Source organism: Sphingomonas kyeonggiensis (genome assembly GCF_014196745.1).
GTDB lineage: Bacteria > Pseudomonadota > Alphaproteobacteria > Sphingomonadales > Sphingomonadaceae > Sphingomonas > Sphingomonas kyeonggiensis.
In genome coordinates this window covers 1,011,935-1,037,534 of the sequence record NZ_JACIEH010000002.1, presented here as the reverse complement: position 1 = coordinate 1,037,534, position 25,600 = coordinate 1,011,935, and the positions used below count along the sequence as shown (strand labels likewise).

16 protein-coding genes are annotated in these 25,600 nt (G+C 66.2%); 4 read left to right on the top strand and 12 right to left on the bottom strand.

Annotated features, from left to right (window positions below):
• Positions 1-2: 2 nt before the first annotated feature.
• The 5 genes from GGR46_RS13540 to GGR46_RS13520 form a co-directional block, all read right to left on the bottom strand.
• Positions 3-1,760, bottom strand: a complete 1,758-nt coding sequence (locus GGR46_RS13540) for a sulfatase-like hydrolase/transferase (protein ID WP_183998463.1) — start codon at positions 1,758-1,760, stop codon at positions 3-5.
• A 118-nt stretch (positions 1,761-1,878) separates the two neighbouring features.
• Positions 1,879-4,608: a TonB-dependent receptor gene (locus GGR46_RS13535; RefSeq protein ID WP_183998462.1), complete on the bottom strand. Its 2,730-nt coding sequence runs from the start codon at positions 4,606-4,608 to the stop codon at positions 1,879-1,881.
• A gap of 167 nt (positions 4,609-4,775) precedes the next feature.
• Positions 4,776-5,537: a malonate transporter subunit MadM gene (gene madM / locus GGR46_RS13530; RefSeq protein ID WP_183998461.1), complete on the bottom strand. Its 762-nt coding sequence runs from the start codon at positions 5,535-5,537 to the stop codon at positions 4,776-4,778.
• Entirely contained in the window at positions 5,534-5,896 is a 363-nt protein-coding gene (madL, locus tag GGR46_RS13525) for a malonate transporter subunit MadL (protein ID WP_183998460.1), read from the bottom strand. Before madL ends, madM begins: the two co-directional genes overlap by 4 nt.
• Positions 5,897-5,920: 24 nt before the next feature.
• Positions 5,921-6,601, bottom strand: coding sequence for a GntR family transcriptional regulator (locus tag GGR46_RS13520; RefSeq protein WP_221262726.1), 681 nt, complete (start codon positions 6,599-6,601; stop codon positions 5,921-5,923).
• Between the two features lie 123 nt (positions 6,602-6,724).
• Here GGR46_RS13520 and GGR46_RS13515 point away from each other — a divergent pair, with 123 nt between their 5' ends.
• On the top strand, positions 6,725-8,251 hold the full coding sequence (locus GGR46_RS13515; RefSeq protein ID WP_183998458.1) for a malonate--CoA ligase: 1,527 nt from the start codon (positions 6,725-6,727) through the stop codon (positions 8,249-8,251).
• Positions 8,252-8,348: 97 nt separating this feature from the next.
• Here GGR46_RS13515 and GGR46_RS13510 read toward each other — a convergent pair whose 3' ends face one another.
• Positions 8,349-11,147, bottom strand: a complete 2,799-nt coding sequence (locus GGR46_RS13510; RefSeq protein WP_183998457.1) for a TonB-dependent receptor — start codon at positions 11,145-11,147, stop codon at positions 8,349-8,351.
• Positions 11,148-11,511: 364 nt separating this feature from the next.
• On the opposite strand from GGR46_RS13510, the gene GGR46_RS13505 reads away from it, so the two are divergent.
• Positions 11,512-13,167, top strand: coding sequence for a sialidase family protein (locus GGR46_RS13505; protein ID WP_183998456.1), 1,656 nt, complete (start codon positions 11,512-11,514; stop codon positions 13,165-13,167).
• Positions 13,168-13,229: 62 nt separating this feature from the next.
• Here GGR46_RS13505 and GGR46_RS13500 read toward each other — a convergent pair whose 3' ends face one another.
• On the bottom strand, positions 13,230-14,330 hold the full coding sequence (locus GGR46_RS13500) for a glycoside hydrolase family protein (protein ID WP_246426077.1): 1,101 nt from the start codon (positions 14,328-14,330) through the stop codon (positions 13,230-13,232).
• A 288-nt stretch (positions 14,331-14,618) separates the two neighbouring features.
• On the bottom strand, positions 14,619-15,533 hold the full coding sequence (locus GGR46_RS13495) for an ROK family protein (protein ID WP_183998455.1): 915 nt from the start codon (positions 15,531-15,533) through the stop codon (positions 14,619-14,621).
• A gap of 159 nt (positions 15,534-15,692) precedes the next feature.
• Here GGR46_RS13495 and GGR46_RS13490 point away from each other — a divergent pair, with 159 nt between their 5' ends.
• Both GGR46_RS13490 and GGR46_RS13485 read left to right on the top strand, forming a co-directional pair.
• A complete protein-coding gene (locus GGR46_RS13490) occupies positions 15,693-17,018 on the top strand; it encodes a sugar porter family MFS transporter (protein WP_183998454.1) in 1,326 nt (441 codons plus the stop codon).
• A gap of 26 nt (positions 17,019-17,044) precedes the next feature.
• Entirely contained in the window at positions 17,045-18,259 is a 1,215-nt protein-coding gene (locus GGR46_RS13485) for an ROK family transcriptional regulator (protein WP_183998453.1), read from the top strand.
• A gap of 3 nt (positions 18,260-18,262) precedes the next feature.
• Here the strand turns inward: GGR46_RS13485 and GGR46_RS13480 are convergent, their stop codons facing one another.
• Genes GGR46_RS13480 through GGR46_RS13465 form a run of 4 tightly spaced genes read right to left on the bottom strand, consistent with a single transcriptional unit; the run spans position 18,263 to position 25,491 of the window.
• Positions 18,263-20,584, bottom strand: a complete 2,322-nt coding sequence (locus tag GGR46_RS13480; protein WP_183998452.1) for a GH92 family glycosyl hydrolase — start codon at positions 20,582-20,584, stop codon at positions 18,263-18,265.
• Between the two features lie 16 nt (positions 20,585-20,600).
• Positions 20,601-22,040 (bottom strand): glycoside hydrolase family 125 protein, encoded by a 1,440-nt coding sequence (locus GGR46_RS13475; RefSeq protein WP_183998451.1) that lies wholly within the window; start codon positions 22,038-22,040, stop codon positions 20,601-20,603.
• Positions 22,041-22,062: 22 nt separating this feature from the next.
• Positions 22,063-24,405, bottom strand: a complete 2,343-nt coding sequence (locus GGR46_RS13470; RefSeq protein WP_425506568.1) for a GH92 family glycosyl hydrolase — start codon at positions 24,403-24,405, stop codon at positions 22,063-22,065.
• 36 nt (positions 24,406-24,441) lie between these two features.
• Positions 24,442-25,491 carry a glycoside hydrolase family 43 protein gene (locus tag GGR46_RS13465; RefSeq protein WP_343058154.1) on the bottom strand — a complete coding sequence of 350 codons (1,050 nt, stop codon included), beginning with the start codon at positions 25,489-25,491 and terminating at the stop codon, positions 24,442-24,444.
• Between the last annotated feature and the right edge of the window lie 109 nt (positions 25,492-25,600).

Genomic DNA, 25,600 nt, shown 5'->3' with positions numbered 1-25,600 from the left:
GACTAGTCCGAAAAATTGTCCACCTTCTCCGGGGCGCCGGCACCGACACCACCCTCGGCACGCAGCTTCAGGCCCACCGACATCGCCCAGTCGCGCCACGCTTTCGCCAGGCGGCCGACGATCTCGGGATGCCGGGCAGCCAGGTCCTTCGTCTCGGTACGGTCGCTGGCGAGATCGTACAGGGCCCATTGGCGATAGCTCTGGTCACCGCCATGCGGCGCCAGCGAGACGATCTTCCACTGCCCGTCGATCGCAGCGCGGGCGCCGTAATGCTCGAAGAAGAACGGCCTCGGCCTGGGCAGCGCCTTCCCGGTCAGCGCCCCCGCGAAGGACTTGCCGTCCATCGGCGCGCCCTTTTGCGACGGTGCGATGCCCGCCAGCTCGAGCAGCGTCGGCGTGACATCGACGATATGGGTGCCCTGCCGGACCACCCCGCCCTCGCGTCCCTTCATCCCCGCGGGCCAGCTGATGAAGAAGGGCGTATGGGTGCCGCCCTGATAGCTCTCCGCCTTCCACCAGTGGAACGGCGTGTTGGCCGCGCTCGCCCATTGGGCGCCGATCCCGGTCTGGTTGAGCTCGGTGCCGATACCGCCCGGATATTCGCCATAGCCGACCTTGCGGCCGTCCCGCGTCTCGCTCGGACGGTCGTAGCCCGGGCGGACCATGATCTCGGGCGAGGCGCCATTGTCCACCAGGAACAGGATGACGGTATTCTCGTACGCGCCGCTGTCCTTGAGCGCCTGGACCACCCGGCCGATGCCCTGGTCCATGATGTCGATCATCGCCGCGTGCGTCGCCATCTTGCGGACCTGCTCGGCACGGTGCTCGGGCGTGAGCGCATCCCATGCGATCTTCGCATTCTCGGCATAATCGTCGTCGAGCGGCGGCAGCGGATCGATCTTCGGATCGACCAGGCCCAGCTGCACCTGGCGGGCGTAGCGACGCTTGCGCATCGCGTCCCAGCCGTCCCCGAAGCGGGGCAGGTATTTCTGGATGACCGCCTCCGGCGCCATCAGCGGCCAGTGCGCGGCGGTATAGGCCAGGTACATCATGAAGGGCTTGTCGCCCCTGCCGAGCTTGTGCACCTGCTCGACCGCATGATCGCTGATCGCGTCGGTCAGGTAGAAGTCCTTGGGCAGCTCGCGCACCGGGGTGTAATTCTCGACCAGCGAAAAGGGGTCGTAATAGTCGCAGACGCCCCAGATGATGCCCCAGTGATAGTCGAAGCCCCGCGACACCGGATAGGTGCGCCTGTCCCCGAAATCGCGGTCGAAATGGCCCTGGTGGTTGAGCCATTTGAGATGCTCGGCCGGCGGCGTGAGCGGCTCGGCGGCGGTCAGGTGCCACTTGCCGATCATGGCAGTGGCATAGCCGCCCGCGCGCAGCTGCTCGGCCACCGTCGGCGTGTCGAGCGACAGGCTGGTGCCGTTGCCGGTCATGTTCACGCGGTGCGGATAGCGCCCGGTCAGCAGGCTGGCCCGCGACGGGCAGCAGCGCGACATGTTGTAGAAATTGTCGAAGCGCACCGATCGGGCGGCGAGTGCGTCCAGATGGGGCGTGTCGGTGTCGCCTCCATAGGCGCCAAGGTCGGAATAGCCGATATCGTCGCCCATGATGACGATCATGTTGGGCCGGCTGTCGCGGCGCTTCGCCCAGGCGAGCCCCCGGCTGGCTCCGAATGCGGCGGCGGCCATCGCGCCGAGCGAGAGCCCGCCCTTGAGTGCCTGGCGGCGGTTCATGCCCCTCACTTGGTCAGCCACCGGCCAGTCTCTCCCGCATCACCGCATCTTATTAAATCACTTCTATAATATAATTTAATCCGGTCAATGCGTGCCACAGGACGTCCGGTGCCGGGGTACGACACCGGACGCCCCGCCCTTAGAACCGGAACCGAACGCCCAGACGGTAGACGGTCTCCAGGAAGCGGACCTGGTAGGGATAGGTGTCACCCTCGACGTCGAACGGCCGGCTGTTGGTGGCAACCGAACCCAGGACGTTCGCGACACTGAAGTTCACGCTGATGTTCTCGCGTGGATTGATCGTGCCGGACAGGTCGAGCGTGCCGCGGCCCTTCTCGATGGTCGGCAGCGTTGGCCCAAGGATGTTCGTCGTCGGATTTACGACCTGGCTGTAGGTCTGGAAACTCGAGCGGTAATTATAGGCCGCGCGGAGCGATATGAAGCGGTTCTCGTAGAACACCGATCCGTTGACGAGGTGCGCCGACACGCCCGAGATCGGCTGCATCCCGGGCAGCGTCGCCGCGAGCGCCGGGGCGAGCTCGGACTGGTGGTCCAGATAGGTGTAGTTCGCGAGCACGCCGAAATCGTGCATCCAATTGGGCAGCCACGGCGCCCGCAGGAATGTGCGGAAGCCCGCCTCGACACCGCGGATCCGGCCCTTGCCGCCATTTTCCGGGCGGGTGATCTTCAGACGGTTGTAGACCGGATCGATGATCGTCGTGGTGGTAGTGTTGATGAAGCCGGTCAGATCCCGATAGAAGGCGCCCACCGTGATCGACCCGTCGCGGGTGAAGTAATATTCCAGCGACGCGTCATAGTTGGTCGACTTGGTCGGCTTCAGATCGGGGTTGCCGCCGGACGCCACGCGCAGGCAGTCGGCATTGGTCGGGTCGGTCGAGCAGATGTCCGACGGGACGCCCACCGTGATCGAGGGGCTCAGGCTCGCAAATGCCGGGCGGGTGCGCGTCTGGGTGAAGGCAAGGCGCAGCTGCAGCTCGCGGGTCAGCTTGGCGCGCAGGCTGACATTGGGAAGATAGTCGGTGTAGGCGTTGTCGCGGATCACCGGCACGTCCACCGTCGAGCCCGCGGTCGGCCCCGGCACGGTGGTGAAGCCGTTGATATTGTCCTCGGTGCGGATCGCCCGGATGCCGATCAAGCCATCCACCGGCACGCCGAGGTCGAGCGCATAGCGGGCCTGCAGATAGGCGGAATAGCCCTTCTCCGTGCCCCGGAAGGTCGGCGCCAGGAATGCCGGCTGTCCCTTTGCCTTGCCGACCAGCGTGCGCAGATAGTCGGCGTTCGCGCGGATGCTCTCGGGCGTCGGCGAGATCCAGGAAACGATCGAGTTCACCTCGTCGCCCCGGCGGCCCGCGAAGTTGCTGGTGAAGTCGAGCGGCAGCACCGAATAATTGTACCCGACAGGGGCATTCCCGTTCTGGGTATAGGTCTGCAGCTTCGCATCCCGCGTGTTGAAGCGGATGCCGCCCTGGATCTTGGTCAGCCAGCCCTCGAGCGGATACTCGATGTCCAGTCGGGCCTGGATGTCGCGCCCGTTGGCGCGGCGACCGGATTCGTTGAACGCGGTGATCCGGTAGTTCAGGGGATCGTAGAGGTCGTAGTTCGACACGGTGACCGAGCCGCCGCCAGCACCGTCCGGCGAGTCGAAGTTGAAGTTGCGGGTCGGCTGCACCCGGGTCTGGGTGAAGACGAACGACTGGTTGAGCTGCGTGTAGGTCGAGTCGGTATAGGCGGCGTCGCCGGTGATGCGCCACTTGCCCGGCTTCCAGATGAAGCCGCCGCCGGCCTGATAGGTGTCGGTCTTGCCCTTGATCGCATTCTGCTGACCCGTGGGGAAGGTACCGCCCGTCGCGGTGAAGCTGCGGACCAGATTCGTGCCTGGGAAGAAGGTGATGTTGGTCAGCGTCGCCGCCGCGCCGTTGTTGACGGTCAGGTTGCGCCCCGCGTCATCGCTGCGGAAGCCCTGGTACAGGCCGTCGGCATAGATTTCGAGGTTGCCGCTCGGCCGCCACTGGAAGGCGGTGTGCACCGAGGGGCGATACCGATCGCCCGGCGAATAGGTCATGTTGATGTTGTTCGGATAGCGGATCGCGCCGGTCGTGCCGGGCACCCCGGTGCGGGTCAGGATCCCCTGGCTGACCACCCGCGCCGAATCGAGGAAGTTCACATCGGCGTAGGAGCCCTCGATCAGGAAGCCCATCTCGCCGAGGCCGGTGTGCCAGCGCGTGCTGAGCAGCAGGTTCGCGTCGATCCCGATCTTCTGCGACTGGGTCCAGTGCACGCCGGATATGCCGCCGGCGATCCGGCTGCCCTTGAAGTCCAGCGGCATGCGCGAGCGCACGTCGATCAGGCCGGCGATCCCGGGCTCGACCAGATTGGCGCTGGCCGACTTGTACACGTCGATCCGGGCGATGCTGGCCGACGGGAAATCCTGGAGCGCCACCGAGCGCCCCTCGGCCGTGAAGATCTCGCGGCCATTATAGGTGGTGGTGAGGTCGGGCAGACCGCGCACGCGCACGCCCGACGCCTCGCCGCCCCCGCGATCGACCTGCACGCCGGTGATGCGCGCGAGCGATTCCGCCCCCGTCACGTCGGGCAGCTTGCCGATGTCCTCGGCAACGACCGAGTCGACGATCTGATCGGAGTCCTGCTTGATCGCCTGGGACGTCTCCAGGCTGCGGCGGATCGCCGTGACGACGATGCCGTCCCCGTCCGCCTCGCTAGCCGTCTCGGGCACGCTTTGCGGGCCATCCCGTCCGGCCTGCGATGCCGTCTGCGCGGCAGCCACCGCCGGCATGGCGAGCGCTAGAACGGATACCCCCATCAATAGAAAATGACTGCGAACGGCCATGATTCCTCCCCTTTGTATGTCGATTATCTATCCCACTTATCAGATAATATACGCATCGCAACGAGGAATTGATTCTTGTACACAAGGCATTCGCGGGGAATTTGCGGGACGCGCGCAGCAACCCTCCGGGCCAGCCGGGGGTCACGCGGTCGGCGGAAAGCACGCGGCTAGGCGATGGCGCTCACGATCAGGAAGAACAGCGACGGGCAGAACAGGCAGCCGATCCCGGTGTGGAAGGTCGCCGTCAGCGCGCCATAGGGCACCAGGCGCTCGTCGGTGGCAGCCAGTCCACCCGCGACTCCGCTGACCGTGCCCATCAGCCCGCCAAAGGCCATGGCGCTGCGCGGATTGTCGAGACCGATGAAGCGCGCGACCATCGGCGTGGCGACCATCACCAGCACGGCCTTGAGCACGCCGATCGCGATCGACAGCGCGATCACTGGCGAGGATGCCCCGAGCGCCGCGCCCGTCACCGGCCCGACGATATAGGTGACCGCTCCCGCTCCCAACGTGGTCAGCGAGACCGCGTCGCGGTAGCCGAAGCTCCAGGCGATGATCACGCCCATGACGAAGGGCACGATCGTGCCCAGCGCGAGCGCGACGACACCGAGCAGCCCCGCCTTGCGCGCCTCGACCACGTCCACCTCGAACGCAGTGGCGACGATGGCGAAGTCGCGCAGCATCGCCCCACCCATCAGGGCGAGGCCGGCAAAGGCCGGGATGTCGGCCAGCCCCTTCTTGCCGCCGGTCACCACCCCGCCCCACCAGGCCAGGGCCAGTGCGGCGACGATGGCGATCGCGCTCGCATGGATCCGCCCGCGCGTCAGCCGGCGCGACAGCAGCGCGCTCAGCCACATCAACGCGCCGACCAGCGCGAAGGAGAGGACGAGTGCCTGTTCCTCGGCGATCTTCTCAACGATCCCGATCATCGGGCACCGCCGGTCGTGCGGCCCAGCAGGCCGACCAGGCCGAAGCAGGTCGCCACGACGAGCACGCCGGTGAGCAGCACCATCGGACCGCCCTCCACCGCCGCCAGCACATTCTGCTGCGACGCCATCGCCACGACGATGGGGATGTACATCATCGCCCAGAATTCGACGCCGAGCCGCATGCCCGGCGTGAGCTTGCCGCGCCGCGTCAGCCAGATCTTGGCGAGGATGAGCAGCAGCATCGCGATCCCGACCCCGCCGACATTCGCCTTCACGTGCAGCAGCCGGCCGAGCCCCTCACCCAGTGCGACGCCCAGCAGCGTGCACAGCGCCAGCAGCGCCGTCCCGAAGATCGCCATGCATTCCCCCCTGATTTTATATGGTTAGTTGTTGGACGTCGGCTCGCGTTTCGCGGTGAGCCGCTCCAACGCGATCGACGCATTGAACATGTGGGCGCGCATGCAGCGAGCAGCCTCCTCACCATCGCCGCGCATAATCGCCTCGAGCACCTTTTCATGCTCTCCGCGCGAGCGCACCGGGCGGCCGCTCTCGCGCAGCTGGGTACGGCGGAAGGCCGCCATGCGATCGCGCAGCGCGATCGCCTGCTCGGCCAGGAAACTGTTGTGCGTTCCCTCGTAGATCGTACGATGGAACTCCCAGTTCAGCCGGTCATACCCGTCGATGTCGTTGTTCGCGACCATCTCCTCGGACTCGTCGTGCAGCCGCGCGAGGCGGCTCCGCTCGATCGGTGTCATCCGCCAGGCGGCGAGGCGCACGCACATCGCCTCGATCTCGGCGGTCATCTCGAACATCTCGACGATCCGCTCGGCGGTGAAGCCGGCGACGATCGCGCCGCGCCGCGGCCGGATTTCGACCAAGCTGGCCGCGGCGAGCTGGCGCAGCGCCTCGCGCACCGGCGTGCGCGAGGCACCGAACCGGTCGCCGATCTGCTGCTCGTCGAGCGGCTGCCCCGCGACCAGCGTACCGGCCGTGATCTCGTCGGCGAGCGCGATGCGGATGCGCTCCGACAGAAGCGGGTTCGGGTTCGCGTCGTCACTCGACATCATCTCGTCCTGCATGCGGGAAATGGCTGGAGAAACGATCTTGCATACACTAGGGGATGTGACAACCGCACTTCTTCGCTCGCAGCGATCCGCCGAGCGCCCCCAACTTCCCCGAGGACAACGATGAACCCTGGCGTCTTCCCGATCTTCCAGTCGCGTGCGGACCACGCACCCCAGGCGCCGTTCCTCCGCCTCGAAGACGGGACCGTCCTCAGCTATGCGGCGGCGCTCGATCGCACCGCCCGGATCGCCAACCTCTTCCGCAGCCGCGGCGTGCAGCCGGGCGACCGGATCGCCATCCAGGCCGAGAAGAGCGCCGAGGCGCTGCTCACCTATCTCGCCGCGCTGCGGATCGGCGCGGTCTATCTTCCGCTGAACACGGCTTATACCCCGGCGGAAGTCCGCTATTTCCTCGGCGACGCCCGCCCCGCCCTCTTCCTCCACCGCCCCGAGGACGAAGCCGCGATGGCCGCGCTCTGCGCGGAGCTGGGCGTGCCGGAGAGGCTCACGCTGGACGCGGACGGCCGCGGCACGCTCGCCGAAGGTGCTGACGCGCAATCGCCCCAGTCCGAGGTGTGGCAGGCAAATGCCGACGACCTCGCCGCGATCCTCTACACCTCCGGGACGACGGGCCGGTCGAAGGGCGCGATGCTCACCCATGGCAACCTCGCGTCCAACGCGGCGACGCTGGCGGATTACTGGCGCTTCACCGCGTCCGACGTGCTGCTCCACGCCCTGCCGATCTTCCACACCCACGGCCTGTTCGTCGCGACCAACACCACGATCATGGCCGGAAGCGCGATCCAGCTGCTGCCCCGCTTCGACCTGCGCAAGATCCTGCAGGCGCTGCCCGACGCCACCGTGATGATGGGCGTCCCCACCTTCTACACCCGGCTCCTGTCCGATCCCGCCTTCACCCGCGACCTGGTGAGCCACTTGCGGCTGTTCGTGTCCGGCTCCGCGCCACTGTCCGCCGAGACGCACAAGGAATTCTCGGCGCGCACCGGCCATGCCATCCTCGAGCGCTACGGCATGACCGAGACCAACATGAACACGTCGAACCCCTATGACGGGGATCGCGTGGCCGGGACCGTCGGCTGTCCCCTTCCCGGCGTCGAGCTGAAGATCACCGATCCGGAGACCGGCACCGAAGTCGCGCAAGGCGATGTCGGCATGATCGAAGTGCGCGGCCCGAACATATTCCAGGGATATTGGGAGCAGCCCGAGAAGACCCGCGAGGAGCTGCGGGAAAACGGCTTCTTCATCACCGGCGACCTGGGGATGATCGATGCGCGCGGCTATGTCTCGATCGTCGGGCGCGCCAAGGACCTGATCATCTGCGGCGGCTACAATGTGTATCCGGCCGAGGTCGAGGCGCTGCTCGACGCCATTCCCGGCATCGCCGAGAGCGCAGTCATCGGCGTACCGCACGCAGACATGGGCGAAGGCATCGTGGCCGTGGTGCAGGCGCGGGATCCCGCCCTGGACGAAGCGGGCATCCTCGCGGCGCTCGCCGGGCAGCTCGCCCGGTTCAAGCAGCCGCGCCGCGTCGTCTTCCTGCCCGAGCTGCCGCGCAATACCATGGGGAAGATCCAGAAGAAGCAGCTGCGCGAGCAGTTCGCCCGGCTGTTCCACCCCGAGAACGCCTGAGCGCGCAGCACCACCGACATAAAAAAGGGCTGCGCCAGCATCGCCGGCGCAGCCTTTGCCAGGGGAAGCCGGCGCAGGGCCGGCTTCGTCTTGAGGATCAGAACTTCGCCGAGACGCCGACCGAATAGGTGGTGTCGTCATAGCGGCGGTCGCGCGGGAATTCCGGGCGGCCATAATAGCTGCGATAGTTGTTCTTGGTGATGTTGGTGGCGTCGACGCTCAGCGTGATGCCCTTGGCGACGTCGAAGCCCAGGCTGGCGTCGAGGCGGCCGCCCGGACGGACCATGTTGAGCACCAGAGGGTTCGGCTGGAGCGACGTGATCGGGCCGGTGGCCGGGCGGATCGTGGTGCCGCCATAGATCTCGTCATAATAGCTCGAACGGTGGGTGTAGACCACGCGACCGGTGACGCCGTACTTCTCGTAGAGCGCGCCGACCGTGTAGTTGTACTTCGAGACGCCGCCGATCGCCTGGCCGATCATGCGGGCATCGACGTCCTTCTTGATCTCGCTGTCGGCAAGGGTGAAGTTCGCCATGATGCCCAGGCCGCCGAGCGGGCCCGGCAGGAAGTCGAGGAACGCCTGGCCGGCGACTTCGATGCCCTTCAGCGTCACCTTGCCGACGTTGCGCGGGCGGGTGATGTTGTAGTCGAAGCCGTTGATCGTCTCGACCTGGCTCTGGCTGATCACGCGGTTGGTGATGTCCTTGGCATAGCCCGCCACCGAGATGTAGCTGTCGCGGCCGAAATAATATTCCAGCGTCGCATCGAAGCTGTCCGACTTCTGCGGCTTCAGGTCGGGGTTGCCGCCGCTGCCGGCCGGCAGGATCAGGATGTTGGTCGAGATCAGATAGCTCAGGCCGGGGTTGAGCGAGCCGAAGGACGGACGCGCGATCGCCTTGGCATAGCTCAGGCGCGCCTGCAGGCCGCCGCCGAAGCGGATGCGGGCGCTGGCATTGGGCATGAAGTCGTTGTCGTCGGTCGAGGCGCTGTAGGGCGTCACCACCGGCGCCGGGGTCGGGTTGGCCGGAGTCGCCGCCGGCGTCACCAGTGCCGCGCCGTTGATGTCGCGGCTGGTGTGGGTGTAGCGCGCACCGACGAGACCGTCGATCGACAGCGCGCCGCCGAGCGGGATGTCATAGGCCAGCTGGACATAGCCGGAGAGCGTCTTCTCCTGGGCGCTGAAGGCGCGTTCCGGCTGGAAGGCCGGCCAACCCTCGGCGAGGCCATAGAGCTTGCGCAGCTGGTTCTGGATGTTCGGATCGCGCAGCATGTCCTGGTCGGGCGCGACGACGCCAAGACCGTTGTTCACGCTGGGAATGCCCGAGCTGTGGATCATGAAGTCGGCCGGCAGGAACGGAACCGCGGTGATCAGCGTCCCGCAAACCGTGCCGCAGGTGCCGATCACGGCCTGCTGGTGGTCCGCCTTGTGATCGGCATAGCGCGCGCCGAACTGGATCTCCTTGAGGAACGAACCGATCTTCCAGGTGCCGTCGAACTTGGCGGCGAACGCGCTGCCCTTGTCGCGGATCGAATCCTGGTTGAGCGGCGAAAGCCCGAAACCGACGGGATTGCTCAGACCCGGCGACGAATAGACCGTGCCGCCATTGTCGTTGAGATTGGTGATCGTGCTCACCATGCCGCCGCCCACCTTGAGCGTGTCCAGGATGAAGTTCTGGTTGCGGATGTTCGAGCTCTGATAGGAGATGTCGCCCTTCAGCTCGAGCGCGCCGACGGTGTACTTGGTGCCCAGGGCGAGCAGGTACAGGTCGGTGCGGTCGTTGTGCGCCTGGGTGCTGGTGAAGCCGCCATGGCTGCCCACGGTCATGCTCTTCACGGTGCACAGATTCTCGCGGTGCACGGCGGGATTGGGAGTGCCATCGGCCTTGTACGGATTGGCGTAGAAGCCGTCGGCGCCCACATCATAGGCGTTGCAGTCGCTGGTCGCCTGGACGTTGCTGAACGGCCCGCCGAACAGGTCGTCGATCAGGAAGATGCTCGCCCACTTGGAGACATAGCTGGTGTAGAGGCCGGTCAGGTCGAGCTGGAAGTTGTCGGAAGGCTTCCACTGGATCGCGCCGTTGGTCTGGATGCGGCGGTAATTGCCTTCGTTGTTCAGGCCGCCGACACAGGTCGGCGCCGCCAGGCCGGCCGAGCCGCCGGCGACCGGGTTCGGCCCGTGATTGCCGCTGCGATAGTCGCAGTTGAACGCGATCGGACGGTTGAAGTCGGTGCTCGCATAGGAAACGTCGAGCAGCGCGCCGATCTCGCCGATGCCGGTGTTCCAGCGATCCGAGACGAGCAGGCCGGCGATCGGCGTGACTTCGTTGGTGTTCTTCGAATAGATGCCGCGCGCATTGGCGGCGATGGTGAAGCCGTTGAAGTCGAACGGCTTGTGCAGGCGCAGGTCGATCGCGCCGACCACGCCGCCCTCGATCAAATTGGCCGAGCTGGTCTTGTAGACGTCAGCGCCAGCCAGCGCCTCGGCCGGCAGGTCCTGATAGGCGAAGCCGCGGCCGACACCGGTGAAGATCTCGCGGCCGTCGAGCGTGGTGAGGATGTCGCCAAGGCCGCGGATGATCGGCGCGACGATCTCGTTGTTGCCGCCTACGGTCACCTGTACGCCAGGAACGCGCTGCAGCGCGCCGGCGACGGTGCGATCCGGGAACTTGCCGATATCGTCGGCGACGATCGAGTCGACCACATTGGCCGAGTCCTGCTTGATCTTGGCGGCGGCGCCGAGGCTGGCGCGCTGGCCGGTGACGATGATCTCGCCTTCGTCCTGCGACTCGGCCTGCAGCGCGCTCTGGCTGCTCGCGTCCTGCGCAAAGGCGGGCGCCGCGCACAGGACGAGCGCGATCGCAGTGGCTGATTTCAAGGCGATAGAACGGGACTTCATGTCTTTTTCCCCTCCGGAGCGTGGGCACGGGTTGCTCGTGCCCTCATTAATATTATCATTCATAAATAGCGGACCACAAAACGGCCCACAAGCCCATTTCTTGAGGGAGGGGGAACGAGCCCTCCCCTCTGTGGCACGCAGGACACACACTGTCCCTTACCTGGGTTAAAACGGATTACACGGGTTTATCCTATTTAGCATATTTATTGACGCACGCTTCTTTGTGGCGCACTTAGTCGGCCGCGCTAGCGGGCGGCGATTCCCTCGTGTGCGCGGAACCAACAGAGCCGGCCCAAGCCGGATGGAGGGGAGAAAACCCATGAGGTCATTGCTGCGCGGCATGCTGCCGCGACTCCTGTGTATATTGGCGTTCCTCACAGCCGGCTGGGCCATGCCCGCGCTGGCCCAGCGCACCATGCTCGCCCAGGGCATGTATCCGCGCGCCGTGCAACTCAGTCACAACGCGACCCCGGCGAACAACGGCCGGATCGTCGTCAGCTTCACTGCCTTCCCGGGCGGCGTCGGCGCCCAGCCGATCTATGCCAGCGACGATAACGGCACCACCTTCAACCAGATCGGCACGATCACCGATCCGCTCTTCGCCCGCGGCCTGTGCTGCGGCACGCTCTACGAGCTTCCCCAGACGGTCGGCGCGCTGTCCGCGGGCACCCTGCTCTGGGCCGGCTCGGTGGGTGGCGACACCCCGGCCCAGCCGATGCAGCTCCGTATCTACAAGAGCACCGATCGCGGCGCGACCTGGTCCTATCTCTCCAACTGCGCGACCGGCACCGTGAACCGCTCGGGCGGCGGCCTGTGGGAGCCGGAATTCACCATCGCCGCCAATGGCGCGCTGGTCTGCTTCTACTCGGACGAGACCGTCACCGGCTTCTCGCAGATGCTCCAGCAGGTCACGTCGACCGACGGGATCAACTGGAGCGCCCCGGTCCGTACCGTGGCCAGCGGCGTCCAGGCCGATCGCCCCGGCATGGCGGTGGTCCGCAAGCTGCCCAGCGGCCGCTATTTCATGACCTTCGAGCTGTGCGGTCCGGCGGGCTGCACCGTGTTCTACAAGACCTCGCCCGACGGCATCAACTGGACCCCGGCGGGCAGCGTCGGCACCCGGGTCGAGAGCGAAGACGGCCACTGGTTCCTCCACACGCCCACCGTCGCCTGGGCGCCCGTTCCCGGCCTGCCCAATGGCCGCATCTTCCTGATCGGCCAGATCGAAAGCGGTGCCTCGGGCATCGGTTCGGGTAACGGCAATGTGGTGTTCTACAACGATACCGCCGACGGCAGCGGCAAGTGGAAGACGATGGCGGCCCCCGCCCCCATCGCCGGCCTCACCGGCACCAGCAATGTCTGCCAGAACTACTCGCCGCCACTCCTGCCGCTCGCGGGTGGCACGACGCTGTTCGGCCTGACGACCGACTATGACTCGTCCAATGTCTGCCGCGTCTATTTCGGCAAGGTGCCGACCTATGCCTCGTCGCCCACGCTGGTGCTGGGTGCCGACGCGATCGGCGTCTCGCTCAACCAGAGCTCGACCGGCAACGTCACCGTCACGCCCAATGGCGGCTATCTCGGCACGCTGAAGCTCACCGTCTCGATCCCGGGCTTCAACGGCACCGCGAGCTTCGATCGCGACACGCTGACCTTCGCCGGCGCCGCGGCGCAGACGGCGAAGCTCACCCTGCGCTCGGGCACCGGCACGGCGTCGGCATCGTCGTCGGCATCGTCGTCGGGCGGCAGCTTCGGCTTTGCGAGCATGCCCGCCCTGGCGCTGGTCGGCGCCGCACCGCTGATGCTGCTCTTCTCGGCGCTGCGCAGCGCGGTCGGCGTACTGTCGCTAGCCGCGGTCCTGGCGCTCACCGGGTGCGGCAACGCCAGCAGGGGGGACAGTGCGGGGGCGATCGTCTCGCCGCCGGTTCCCACCAAATACACCGCGACGATCACGGCGACCGACACGACCAACGCCGCGATCAAGACGAGCGTGACCACGCAGGTGACGCTCTACAACTGATCCGGAAAATCCTATCCCTGACTACCCCCGGGACGGCACCGCCGCCCGGGGGTATTTTTTGCCTATTTGCCGGGCGCATTCTCGGGGAATGCCGCGACGATCGCGTCATATTCCTTGCGGCTGATCTCCACCATCGAGCCGTGCCGGAAGCCTTCGGGCATCGAGAAGCGATCCCATGCAGGCACGCGCGAATTGCCGGAGACCTGGTACCAGGGCCCCTCGAGCCGCGGCGCCTTGGACAGGCCATAGCTCGCCCCGGCATATTGCTCGTAATACATCAGCCAGTCCTGGTTGTTCGGCGCGCGGATCAGCGTCGGCGCCTCGCGGAAGTTCGGGCTGATCGGCGCGCCCGGCTCGGGATAGGGACCGAGCAGCGTGGGGCCGCAGCTGATCCGCACCGTCTTGCCGGTCGTCCAGTTGTACGACGGATAGCGCTCGTCCTTGATGATCGCGCAATAGCCCTTGCCGTCGTCATTGGGCCGCACGAACGTGTCGATCGTCGCCATGTCCCAGTTGAACAGCCGCTTGGGCGGCGCGGCGAAGGTCTTGAGGTCCCTGGACTGCACATAGAGCGTGCGCTGGCTCGCCCAGTAGCGCTCGGGATCGTCGGGAACACCCGGCACGGTCGGCGTGTGCCAGGTCAGCAGGAAATTGCCCGAGGGCGCGTCGAAATAGAGCTTCGGCGCGCCGATGCGCTGCAGGGCATTGGGCAGGCCGGGGATGTTGGACAGCTTGGGCTCATAGGTGCCGTAGGGCGTCCAGTGGATCAGGTCGGTCGAGCTCCAGAAGCGGATCAGCTTGTCGCCGTCGCTCCTGTTTCCCACCAGATAATAGCGCCCGTCCGGCCCCTTCGCGATCGACGCGTGGCCATGATAATCCTGCGACACCGGCTGGCCGCCATTGAGCGCGCGCCAGTGCAGCCCGTCGATGCTCACCGCATAATAGAGCACGCCGTAATGCTCGCTGGTCATGTGCGCGAACAGATAGGCCTTGTCGGGATCGACATAGGGGGTTTCGGGCGCACCGGGCGGCACCGCGACCGGCGGCGTGGTCTGCGCAGAGGCAGCCTGCGCCCACAGGCTGCCTGCCAGCAGGCAACTCGCCAGGGCGACACGGCCGCGCGACATCCGCTTGAGATTGTCCGGCATCATGATCCTTTCCATCATTGTCTTGGTTGGGGGAGTGTCGTGCACCCCAATCGCTTCATATGATAAATAGGATCATCGGTCGAGCGCCACGTCGGCCGGGCCCGAGAAGCACTGCGCGCTGAAATGCGTCGCGGCGTTAACGAGAGGCGGGCCTGCGAAAAAGGTGGGCGCGGCCGAGCCGCCGGCAAACCGGGCACATTGGAGCCCAAGGCGCCGGGCCTGTTCCGCGACTGGCCGGCGCCCAAGGCCGATCGCCGCGCGCAACTGGAGGCTCAGGTCAGGGCAAGGCCCGACCCTCGAACCTCATTTCCTCGACTTGGAAAGTGCCAGATCGGCGACGGCGATGGCACCGAGCGGCCCCGCCTTGTCGCCCAGCGCGGGTGCCACGATGTACGGCCCGTCGTCCGGCAAGGTCATGTAGCCATTGAGGCTGGCGCGGAGATCGGCCTCGATACGGCCGAGCAGGTGCGACTGCCCGGTCACCACGCCGCCGCCGATCGCGATGCGATGCGGCGCGGTCGAGGAGACGATCGCATGGCACATCATCGCCAGCGTGTGGGCGACCGGTGCCCAGACGGGATCGTCCGCACCCACCTCGCTCGCCGGCCGGCCGCCCAGCCGCAGCTTCAGCGCCGAGCCCGAGGCCAGCCCCTCCACGCAATCGTCATGGAAGCTGCAGAAGCTCGGCTGGTCGTCGCCGGGCAGGCGCGGCACGCGCATGTGCCCGATCTCGCTATGCGCGAAGCCGCGCGTCGGCAGGCCGTGCACCACCAGGCCGACCCCCACGCCGGTGCCCACCGTCACATAGGCAAAATCGTCCATCCCCTGCGCGCAGCCCCAGGCCATCTCCGCGAGCGCCGCACCGTTCACATCGGTGTCGAAGCCCACGGGCACATCGAAGGGGGCCGACAGGATGCCCAGCACATCGGTGCCCGGCCACGCCGCCTTGGTCGTCGCCAGGATCTGGCCGTGGCTGGGGGAATGCGGGTTGAGGTCGATCGGCCCGAAGGACGCAATGCCCAGCGCGGCGAAACCCTCGCCCGCGTCCCACTCGCGCAGGATCGCCAGGATCGCCGGCAGCGTCTCGTCCGGCCGGGTGGTCGGCACCGTGCGCTGGTCGCGAATGTCGTCCGGACCGCTCGCCAATGTGGCTACGCACTTGGTTCCGCCCAGTTCGATTCCGGCCCGAAGCACCGATCGCGCATCGGGAATCGTCACGCCAAGAAAGCCCGCGCTGCTGCGCCCAGACCGGATAGCGACTGCATTCCCCTCTCCTATCAATAACTTGGCGCATATCTATACAAGGCTATTGTCACGCGCTCCCGCTGCATTAATATTTCAAATTAGATAATTCAATGATCCGGAGAGGGGTCTGCGATGGATAAGGGAGCGAGCACGCTCAATCGATCGGCCGTGGGCGCTGCCAGCCTGGGCGGCCTGTTGTTCGGTTTCGACACGGCGGTCATCGCCGGCGTTACCGATGCCTTGCGCCACAATTTCCACCTGAGCGCAGCCGAACTGGGCGCGGCGGTCTCCGCCGCACTGGTCGGCACCCTAGTCGGCGCGCTGGGTGCGGGGCCGCCTGGCGACCGCTTCGGCAGCCGCACGATGCTCTACTGGATCGCCGGCGCCTATATCGTCTCGGCCGTCGGTTCGGCAGCGGCAGGCGGCCTGGCGATGCTCGTCGCCTTCCGCTTCGTCGGCGGGCTCGCGATCGGCGGCTCCTCGGTGCTCGCGCCGGTCTATATCGCCGAGGTCAGCCCGGCCGAACGGCGGGGGCAACTGGTCGGGCTGTTCCAGCTCAGCATCGTGATCGGTATCCTTGCCGCCTATGTCAGCAACTTCCTGATCGCCCGCGCGATCGACAGCGATCTGGCCTGGCGGATCAAGCTGGCCGTGGCCGCCGCGCCCGCCCTGCTCTTCCTGCTGCTTCTGCTCCGCATACCGCACAGCCCGCGCTGGCTTGCACAACGCGGACGCCTGGCGGAGGCCGGTGCCGCGATCCGCACGTTGCGGATGGGCGATCCCGAAACGCTCCTCGCCCAGTTCACCGCTGCGGTTACCCCGAGCGGCCCTGCCCGGATCAGCTGGGCGCTACATCGCCGTCCGATCCTGCTCGCGATCGCCCTGGCGCTGTTCAACCAGCTCTCGGGCATCAACGCGATCCTCTATTACCTGGGGGACATCTTCGCCGCCGCGGGGTTCAGCGCGGTGTCGGCAGACCTGCAGGCGGTGGCGATCGGCGTCGCCAACCTGTTCGCGACGCTGCTCGGTCTCGCGGTGATCGACCGGGTCGGCCGCAAGCTCCTGCTACTGATCGGCGCGATCGGCACCGCAGTGGCATTGTCGGCAGTCGCGACGATCTACACTCTCGGCCAGGGGCAGATATTCCTGCTGCCCGCGCTGATCCTGTTCATTCTGTTCTTCGCGGTGTCGCAGGGCGCGGTGATCTGGGTCTATCTGTCCGAGATCTTCCCCACCGCGGTGCGCGCCCGGGGCCAGGCGATCGGCAGCGCGACCCATTGGGGCATGAACGCGCTTCTCGCTTTCGGCTTCCCGATTGTCGCACAATATACGCAGGCCTTGCCTTTCTGGCTGTTCGCCGCTGCAATGCTGGTGCAGTTTGTCATAGTCTGGCGATACTTCCCTGAAACGCGCGGCATTTCGCTGGAGCGGCTGGAGGGGGCGCTCGAAGGGAAATGATGGCACGTGATGGAAATGAGCTTGGCATGACGAGCAATGCCCGCCGCGCCAGGCCGCGCCTTTCCGGTACCAATCTCGAACGTGCCGCCGATCACAACCAGCGCGTGACGCTCCACGCGATCCGCGTTCTGGGTCCGCTGACCCGCGTCGAGCTGGCGCGGATCACCGGGCTCACCGGCCCGGCAATCGCCAACATCACCAAGCGGCTGTTGCAGGACGGGCTGATCGAGGAAGCCGGCCAGCGCCGCGGCGGGCGCGGCCAGCCGCCGACCGCCCTGGTGGTGAAGCGCGACGCCTGCTACTCGATCGGCGTCAATATCGACCGCGATCACATCACCATCGTGCTGGTCGACTTCTCCGGCGAGACGCTGACCCGCACGACCGAGGAAGTCGATTTCGCCCTGCCCGCCCAGGTGCGCGCGCTCTATCGCCGCTCGATCCGCAACATGCTGCGCCGCGTCGATGTCGACGTGACCAAGGTCGTCGGCCTCGGCGTGGCGATGCCCGACGATCTCGGGCTGGTCGACCTGCCCGGCCGCCCGGCCAATTATGCCGATTGGGAACGCACGGACATCGCCGCGCTGTTCGACGAGCCGTTCAACCTGCCGGTATTCGTCGAGAACGACGCCGCCGCCGCCGCGATGGGCGAAATGCAGCTCGGCCATGGCCAGAGCAACAACAGCTTCTTCTACATCCTGCTCTCATCGGGCCTGGGCGGCGGCCTGGTGATCGACGGCACCTATATCCGTGGTGCCGACGGGCGCAGCGGCGAGCTGGGCTTCATGCGCGCGCAGGGCGAGACCGGCGAGCAGATCCAGTCGCTGGTCTCCCTCTCCGGCCTGACCCGCAGCCTCGAGGCGGCCGGCCACACGCTGGCCGATGCGCGGGGCCGCGCGCCCGAGGCCTCGGTGCAGCACTGCATCGCCGACTGGACCGAGCGTGCCGCGCACCAGCTCACCGTGCCGCTCGACGCGGTGAACTGCCTGATCAACCCCGCAGTGGTGCTGCTCGGCGGGCGCCTTCCCACCGCGCAGCTCGATGCGCTGGCGGCCCGCACCGACGCGCTGATGCGCGAACGCGCGCCGCAGCTGCCGGCGGTGGCGCCGGTGGCCCGCGCCGCGCTGTCGGAGGATGCGCCGGCGGTGGGCGCGGCGATCCTGCCGTTCAGCCACTTCCTGCTGCCCAAGCCGGGCGCCCTGTGGAAGGCACAGGGCAGCGCCGACGCGGAGATGGACGCCTAGGCTTTAGGCCGGCCGTCCAAAGGACGGCGGCCGATCGGCCTTGGCGGTGCCGAAGCGCGACGGCTTGTCGCCCATCTCGAACACCAGCTCGCCACCCTTCGCCAGATCGGCATGGGCGATCCAGTTCTTCGTCCACGGCTTGCCGTTCCAGCGGACCGACTGGATGTACGGCCGGTCGGCGCCATTGCCGTTCGCCACTACCCGCAGCGTCCTGCCGCCGCCCAGCGCGACTTCAACGCGGTCGAACAGCGGCGAACCGAACACATAGAGCGCGCTGACCGGATCGACCGGATAGAAGCCCAGCGCCGAGAAGACGTACCAGGCGCTCATCTGGCCGCAATCGTCGTTTCCGATCTCGCCGTCCGGATCGTTCTTGTACATCTCGAGGCACAGGCGACGCACCATCGCCTGGGTCTTCGCCGGGGCGCCGGCATAGGCGTAGAGATAGGCGACATGGTGGTTCGGCTCGTTGCCGTGCGCATATTGCCCCACCAGCCCGGAAATGTCGGGCGGTGCATTCTCGGGCAGTGTGGAGGGCGCGTTGAACAACGCGTCGAGCTTTTCGACGAACGCGGTATCGCCGCCGAAATGCGCGATCAGGCCGTGCACGTCATGCTGGTTGAGGAAGGTCGCCTGCCAGCCATTGGCCTCCGTGTAATCCCGGTGCTTCTTCACGTCGTGGCCGATCTGGATCGGGTCGTAATTGGCCCACCAGCTGCCATCCGAGAATTTCGGCCGGGCGAAGCGGGTCGAGGCATCGAGCACGTTGCGATAGTTCAGGCTGCGCTTGCGCAGGGCCGCCGCGTCGTCCTTCGCGCCCGCCGCATCGGCGAGCACCGCCATTGCCCAGTCGTCATAGGCATATTCCTGGGTGCGGCTGACCGACTCCCAGATCTTCTCGGCGGGGATATAGCCCAGGTCGTAATAATAGCCGCGGCCCAGCGAGCCGTCGCTGTCCTTGAAGTCGCGATCGAAGGCGCGCCGGCGGATGTTCGGCCAGGCGGCGGCGTAATCGGCCTTGATGCCCTTGGCATGCGCCTCGGCCAGCACCGAGACCGAGTGCCAGCCGATCATGCAGCCGGTCTCGATCCCCTGGAGCTGCCAGACCGGCGGTCCATAGGGGCTCTGCTGGGTCTGGCGGATCAGGTCGCGAGTGAAGGTGGCGGCACGATCGGGCTGCACCAGGGTCAGCAGCGGATGCAGCGCGCGATAGGTGTCCCACAGCGAATAGGTGCTGAACGAGGACTCGCCTGCCGGCACCTGATGGACCTGCGCGTCCATCCCGACATAGCGGCCATCGCGATCGGTGAAGAGCGTCGGCGCGAGGAAGCAGTGGTAGAGCGCGCTGGTCAGGATCGTGCGCTGGTCCTCGCTGCCGCCCGTCACGCGGACCCGGTCGAGTTCCTTCGCCCAGAGGCGCCGCGCCCTGGTCGCCGCGCCATCGAAATCCCAGCCCGGCGCCTCGCCGGCCAGTGCCGCCTTGGCCCCGGCCACATCGACGGCGGAGATGCCGGTCTTGATCTGGATCGGCGCGCCGCCCGCCTCGTCGAAGAACAATGCGACCTTCAGGCGATTGCCCTCGATCGAAGCGGCCCCCTTGGCCGCCGGCTTGTTGTCGTCACCGAAGAACTCGACCCGGTCGGGCTTGCGCGACAGCTGCATCGCGAAGTGGATCATCCGGCCCTTGGCCCAGCGGTGCACCCGGCGGCTGCCGGTGAGCATGCCGTTGGCATCGATCGCGAGCGAGGCATTGTCGAGCGTGACGCCCTTGTCCCACACGTCGCGGATCATGTGCGCGAAGTCGATCAGGATGTGCCCGGCGCCCTGGGGGAAATGATAGCGGTGCAGGCCGGTGCGCTCGGTCACCGTCAGCTCCGCGAGCACGCCGCTTTCCAGCTTCACCCGGTAATAGCCGGGCTCCGCCGCTTCCTCGGAGAAGCGCTGGCGATAGCCCGTGTCCGGGTTCTCGAGCGTGCCCGGATCGAGCTGCAGCGCCCCGCGCGTCGGCACCACCAGCACGTCGAGCATGTCGCCGATGCCGGTGCCTGACAAATGCGTGTGCGAGAAGCCCATGATCGAGGTGTCGCTGCGATGATAGCCGGAGCAGGCATCCCAGCGCGCATTGTCGGTATCCGGGCTCAGCTGCGCCATGCCGAAGGGCAGCGAGGCGCCCGGGAAGGTATGGCCGTGCCCGCCCGTACCGATGAACAGGTTCGGCTTGCCGGGCCCGGCCGCGCCCTGGGCGCTGGCCACATGCGGCAGCGCGGTGCCGAGGGCGAGGGTGCCGGCTCCGGCGAGCAACTGGCGGCGATTTGCGGTGATCATGGGTTCCTGCCCTTCCTTACAGCTTCTGCGCGAGCAGCGCGGGCTTGCGCTTTGCGACGTCCAGGATCAGGTCGCCGAACAGGCCATTGGCCCAGGCGAACCAGCTCCGCGTGAAATTGGCCGGATCGTCCTTGTGGAAGCTCTCGTGCATGAAACCGGTGCCGCCATGCGAGGCCTTGAGCCATTTGAGGCACTGCATCACGGTCGCGTCATCGTCATGGATGAGGGCTCGCGTAATCAGCGACATCGGCCAGATCATGTCCATGCCGATATGCGGCCCACCGATCCCTTCGCCGAACTTGCCCTTGAAGAAATAGGGATTGCGATCGCTCCAGGCGAGCGCGGCGGTACGGACATAGAGCGGGTCACGCCTGTCGGCCGCGCCGAGCAGCGGCAGGCCCGACAGGCTCGGGACATTGGCATCGTCCATGAAGATCGCATTGCCATAGCCATCGACTTCGAACGCCCAGACCTCGCCGCCCTTCCCGTCCGGCATCTTGCCATGGGCGTCGAGCGCAGCCTGCACCTCGTTCGCCAGCGCCAGCGCATCCTGCGCGGCCGCGGTGTCGCCGCGGGCCTCATTGTGCACCTGGGCGAGCATCTTGAGCGCGGAGACCGCGAACAGGTTGGACGGGATCAGGAAGGGGAAGACACAGGCGTCGTCCGACGGGCGGAAGCCCGAATGGATCAGCCCGACCTTGCGCGTCGGCGCGCCGAAGCCGCCGAACATCAGCGTCTCGGTCGGCGAAGGATCGACGCGCTGGAAATGATACGGACCGGGGCCGTCCTTGCGCTGCTGCTCGCGGAAGGTCGCAACGGCCCGCGCCGCACCCTGTGCCCAGAGCGCGTCGAACGGCGTCTTGTCGCGCGTCGCGATCCAGTAGCTATGGGCAAGGCGCATCGTATAGGCGAGCGAGTCTATCTCCCATTTCCGCTCAGCGACGCCCGGCTTCATGTCGGTCTTGTCGTTCACCGCCGACAGGTTCGACTTGGCAGTCGGGTCCGGGGTGAAGGCGTTGGCGTAGGAATCGATCAGGATGCAGCGCGCCTGGCGCTGGATCGCGCCCTGAAAGACGCGGCGCAGATCGGCGTCCTTGGGCGTCAGATGGACATAGGTCTGCAACTGCGCCGAGCTGTCGCGCAGCCACATCGCATCGATGTCGCCGGTGATGACGAAGGTGTCGGGCTTGCCGTCCACCGTGCCGAGCCGGACGGTGGTGTCGAGCGTGTTCGGGTAGCAATTCTCGAACAGCCAGGCGAGTTCGGGATCGGCGATCTTCGCCTTCACCGCCTTGATCTCGGCCTCTACCGCTTTGCTCACGAACCCGCGCTGACCGACCGGCGGCCGCTTCGATTCGAATCCCTCCGCCTGCCCTACCCCCGCCATTGCCCGCATCGGCAGGGCCGCCGACATCGCCAGCGCCCCTGCCCCCATCATCACCTCACGACGCTTCATCACCCTCTCCTGTTCTGGTTGTTCAGCGCGCCACCGGTGCGCTCATCGAGAAGGGCGCATTGGCTTTCGCGATGCCCCATTTGGTGTTCGGGTTCGGCCCCATCACGAAGCGCAGCGTGCCGCCGCCCTGCAGTTCCTCGCGCGAGAACCAGGGCTTGTCGTGCGCCTTGCCGTTGAGCGTGACCGACTGGATGTAGACATTCTTGTCGCTGTTGTTGGCGGACTCGATGTTGAGCACCTTGCCGCCCGGCATCGTCAGGCGGACATTGCGGAACAGCGGGCTGCCGATCGCATATTGCCCCAACGTCGGCGTCACCGGATAGAAGCCCAGCGCCGAGAAGACATACCAGGCCGAGGTCTGGCCATTGTCCTCGTCGCCCGGATAGCCGTCGGGCGCAGCCGAATAGAGCTTCTTCATCACATCGCGGACATGCGCCTGCGCCTTCCATGGCTGGCCGGCCCAGTCGTACAGGTAGATCATGTGCTGGATCGGCTGGTTGCCATGGGCGTACTGGCCCATGTTGACGATCTGCATCTCGCGGATCTCGTGGATCACCTGGCCATAATAGCTGTCGTCGAAGATCGGCCGGGTCGAGAAGATCGAATCCAGCCGGTCGGTGAACTTCCGGTCGCCGCCCATCAGGTCGATCAGGCCCTGCACATCCTGCATCACCGACCAGCTATAGTGGAGCGAATTGCCCTCGGTGAACGCGTCGCCCCATTTGTAGGGATTGAACGGCGTGGACCAGCTGCCGTCCTGGTTGCGGCCGCGCATCCAGCCACTCTCCTGGTCGAACAGCTTGCGGTAATTCCGCGCCTGCGCGGCGTATTTCTTCGCATCCTCGGTCTTGCCCAGCGCGGCGGCGAGGCGCGAGAGCGAGAAGTCGGCGGTGGCATATTCGAGCGTGCGCGCGGCATTCTCATTGATGCCCACGTCATAGGGGACGTAGCCGAGCTTGTTGTAATATTCGACACCCTCGCGTCCGACCGCGCCGACGACGTTGCCGCGCTTGTCGCGGGGGCGTCCTTCCGAGGTGGTCGCGTTCTTGACCATCGCCTCGTACAGCGTCTCGACATCGAAGCCGCGCACGCCGTTGAGATAGGCGTCGGCAATCAGGTTCGCCGAGTTGGAGCCGATCATCACGTCGCGGTGCCCCGGGCTCGCCCATTCGGGCAGCCAGCCGGATTCCTTGTAGGTGTTGACCAGCCCCTGCATGATCTCGCTGTCCCGCTCCGGGTTCATCAGCGCGAACCAGGGGAAGACCGCGCGCCACGTGTCCCAGAAGCCGTTGTCGGTATAGAGGAAGCCGTCGTGCACCTTGCCGTCATAGGGGCTGTAGTGGACGGTCTTGCCTGCCGCGTTGACCTCATGGAACATGCGCGGGAACTGCAACATGCGGTACATCGCCGAGTAGAAGGTACGGCGATTGTCGAGGTTCGGGTCGCTCACCTGGACCTTGGAGAGTTCCTTCTCCCACACGTCGCGCGCCTTGGCCTGGGTCTGGTCGAAACTGTCCTTGCCGATCTCGCGGTCGAGGTTGAGCGCCGCCTGCTCCGGGCTGATGAAGGAGGACGCGACCTTGACGTTGACCTGCTCACCAGCCCGCGTCTTGAAGCTCACCACCGCGCCGACATGATCGCCTTCGCTGGCAGCGGCGCCCGAGACCTGGCCATTGTCGTCCCAGGTGCGGCTGACTTCGAAATCCTTGTCGAACTGCGCGACGAAATAGCTGTGGAAATTGTCCGGCACGCCGCCGTGGTTGTTGCGGACATAGCCGATGATGCGGCGGTTCGCGGCATCGATCTTCACCATCGATCCGCCAGCATAGCCGTCGATCAGGATGTGCGCATCGTCGGACTTGGGGAAGGTGAAGCGGAAGCTGGCGGCGCGGTTGGTCGGCGTGACCTCGGCTGTCACGTCATAATCGGCGAGATAGACCTTGTAGCCATAGGCGCGGGCTTCCTCGGCCTTGTGGCTGTACCAGGAGGCGCGCTCCTCTTCCTTGACCTTGAGCGGGCCGGTCTCGGCGAAGAGGCCGAACGCGGCATAGTCATTCATCCAGGGGCTGGGCTGGTGCGTCTGCTTGATCGCGTTGATCTTGTGCGCGCTGTAGGTGTAGCCCCAGCCATTGCCCATCTTGCCGGTGACCGGCGTCCAGAAGTTCATGCTCCAGGGCACGGCCACCGCCGGATAGGTGTTGCCATAGGACAGCTCATAGCTGCTGTCGGTGCCCATCAGCGGATTGATCAGGTCGACCAGGGCGGGCTCCGCCGTCTGTGCCAGCGCCGGTACCATGGTCGTGCCGAGCGCACTGGTGAGCAGCATTGCCGAAATGCAGCACGCGCCGATGAACTTCCTCACAATCCGATACTCCCCTGCTCTGTTTCGTAGCTGCGCTGATCACCGCGCCTTGAACGGCCGCGGCTTCACGCCCTCATTCGTCATCACCACCGGCTTGATCGAGCCGTCCGCGGCGAATTCCATCCGGTCGATCGCCATCTCGCGATGCTCGCCCTTCTCGTCGCCCAGCGGACGGCGATGATAGACGATGTACCAGTCATCGGTGCCGGGCACGTTGACCACAGAATGGTGTCCCGCGCCGCGCGCGATCTTGAAGTCCTGCTCGAGGATCTTGCCCTTGGGCGTGAACGGCCCGAGCGCGGTCGGCCCCGTCGCATAGGCCACGCTATAGTCCGGGCCGGTCCAGCCGCCTTCCGACCACATCAGGTAATAGACGCCCTTGCGCTTGATCAGGAACGATCCCTCGACATAGCCGGGCGGGGTGATCTCCTTATAGGTGCTCCCGTCCGCGAAGGGGACGACCGAGTGGAGGTCGTCGCTCAGCTGCACCACGTTGCAGTGCTTCCAGCCGCCGTAGAACAGGTACACCTTGCCGTCGTCGTCGCGGTAGACGAACGGATCGATCGGCTGCGCGCCATTGTGGAACTTGCCGATCAGCGGCTTGCCCAGCGCATCCTTGAACGGCCCCTGCGGCTTGTCGGCCACGGCCAGGCCGATCCCGCCGACCTCCGCATCGCTCTGGATGTCGTTGGCGCTGAAGAACATGTAGTAGCGCCCCTTGTGTGCGAGCACGGTGGGCGCCCAGATCGCATAGCCGGCCCAGGCGACATTCTCGACGTCGAGCACATGGCTGTGCTTGGTCCAGTTGACCAGGTCGGGCGACGAGAATGCGTTGAAGAAGGTCTGCTGCACATAGGACGGGCGCACTGTCTTCTGCTTGCGCAACTCCGTCTGGTGCGGCGTGAAGCGCTTCGTCACGTCGGGCGTGCCGAAATCGTCGGAATAGGTCGGGTAGATCCAGTATTTGCCGTCGAACACCCGGATCTCGGGATCGGCATACCAGCCCGGCACGATCGGGTTCTGCGCCCAGGCGAGCCCCGCGCTCAGCATGGCAGTGGCGGCGATGATGCCCGCCCGAATCTTGTTCACGCGACGATCCCCTTTTCGATCCCCCTAATCATGTGCCGCCGGGCCCCGTGAGGTCCAGCGGCAGCATGATTGTCGCCCTCGTCTCGCTCCCCGGTAAGGGGGGTGGAGG

Bases quoted from the DNA above. Each gene is read 5' to 3' on its own strand.
- madL (WP_183998460.1), bottom strand. From the start codon at position 5,896: ATGGCGATCTTCGGGACGGCGCTGCTGGCGCTGTGCACGCTGCTGGGC.
- GGR46_RS13475 (WP_183998451.1), bottom strand. From the start codon at position 22,040: ATGAAGCGTCGTGAGGTGATGATGGGGGCAGGGGCGCTGGCGATGTCG.
- GGR46_RS13490 (WP_183998454.1), top strand. From the start codon at position 15,693: ATGGATAAGGGAGCGAGCACGCTCAATCGATCGGCCGTGGGCGCTGCC.
- GGR46_RS13535 (WP_183998462.1), bottom strand. From the start codon at position 4,608: ATGGCCGTTCGCAGTCATTTTCTATTGATGGGGGTATCCGTTCTAGCG.
- GGR46_RS13515 (WP_183998458.1), top strand. From the start codon at position 6,725: ATGAACCCTGGCGTCTTCCCGATCTTCCAGTCGCGTGCGGACCACGCA.
- GGR46_RS13480 (WP_183998452.1), bottom strand. From the start codon at position 20,584: ATGATCACCGCAAATCGCCGCCAGTTGCTCGCCGGAGCCGGCACCCTC.
- GGR46_RS13485 (WP_183998453.1), top strand. From the start codon at position 17,045: ATGACGAGCAATGCCCGCCGCGCCAGGCCGCGCCTTTCCGGTACCAAT.
- madM (WP_183998461.1), bottom strand. From the start codon at position 5,537: ATGATCGGGATCGTTGAGAAGATCGCCGAGGAACAGGCACTCGTCCTC.
- GGR46_RS13500 (WP_246426077.1), bottom strand. From the start codon at position 14,330: ATGGAAAGGATCATGATGCCGGACAATCTCAAGCGGATGTCGCGCGGC.
- GGR46_RS13520 (WP_221262726.1), bottom strand. From the start codon at position 6,601: ATGTCGAGTGACGACGCGAACCCGAACCCGCTTCTGTCGGAGCGCATC.
- GGR46_RS13510 (WP_183998457.1), bottom strand. From the start codon at position 11,147: ATGAAGTCCCGTTCTATCGCCTTGAAATCAGCCACTGCGATCGCGCTC.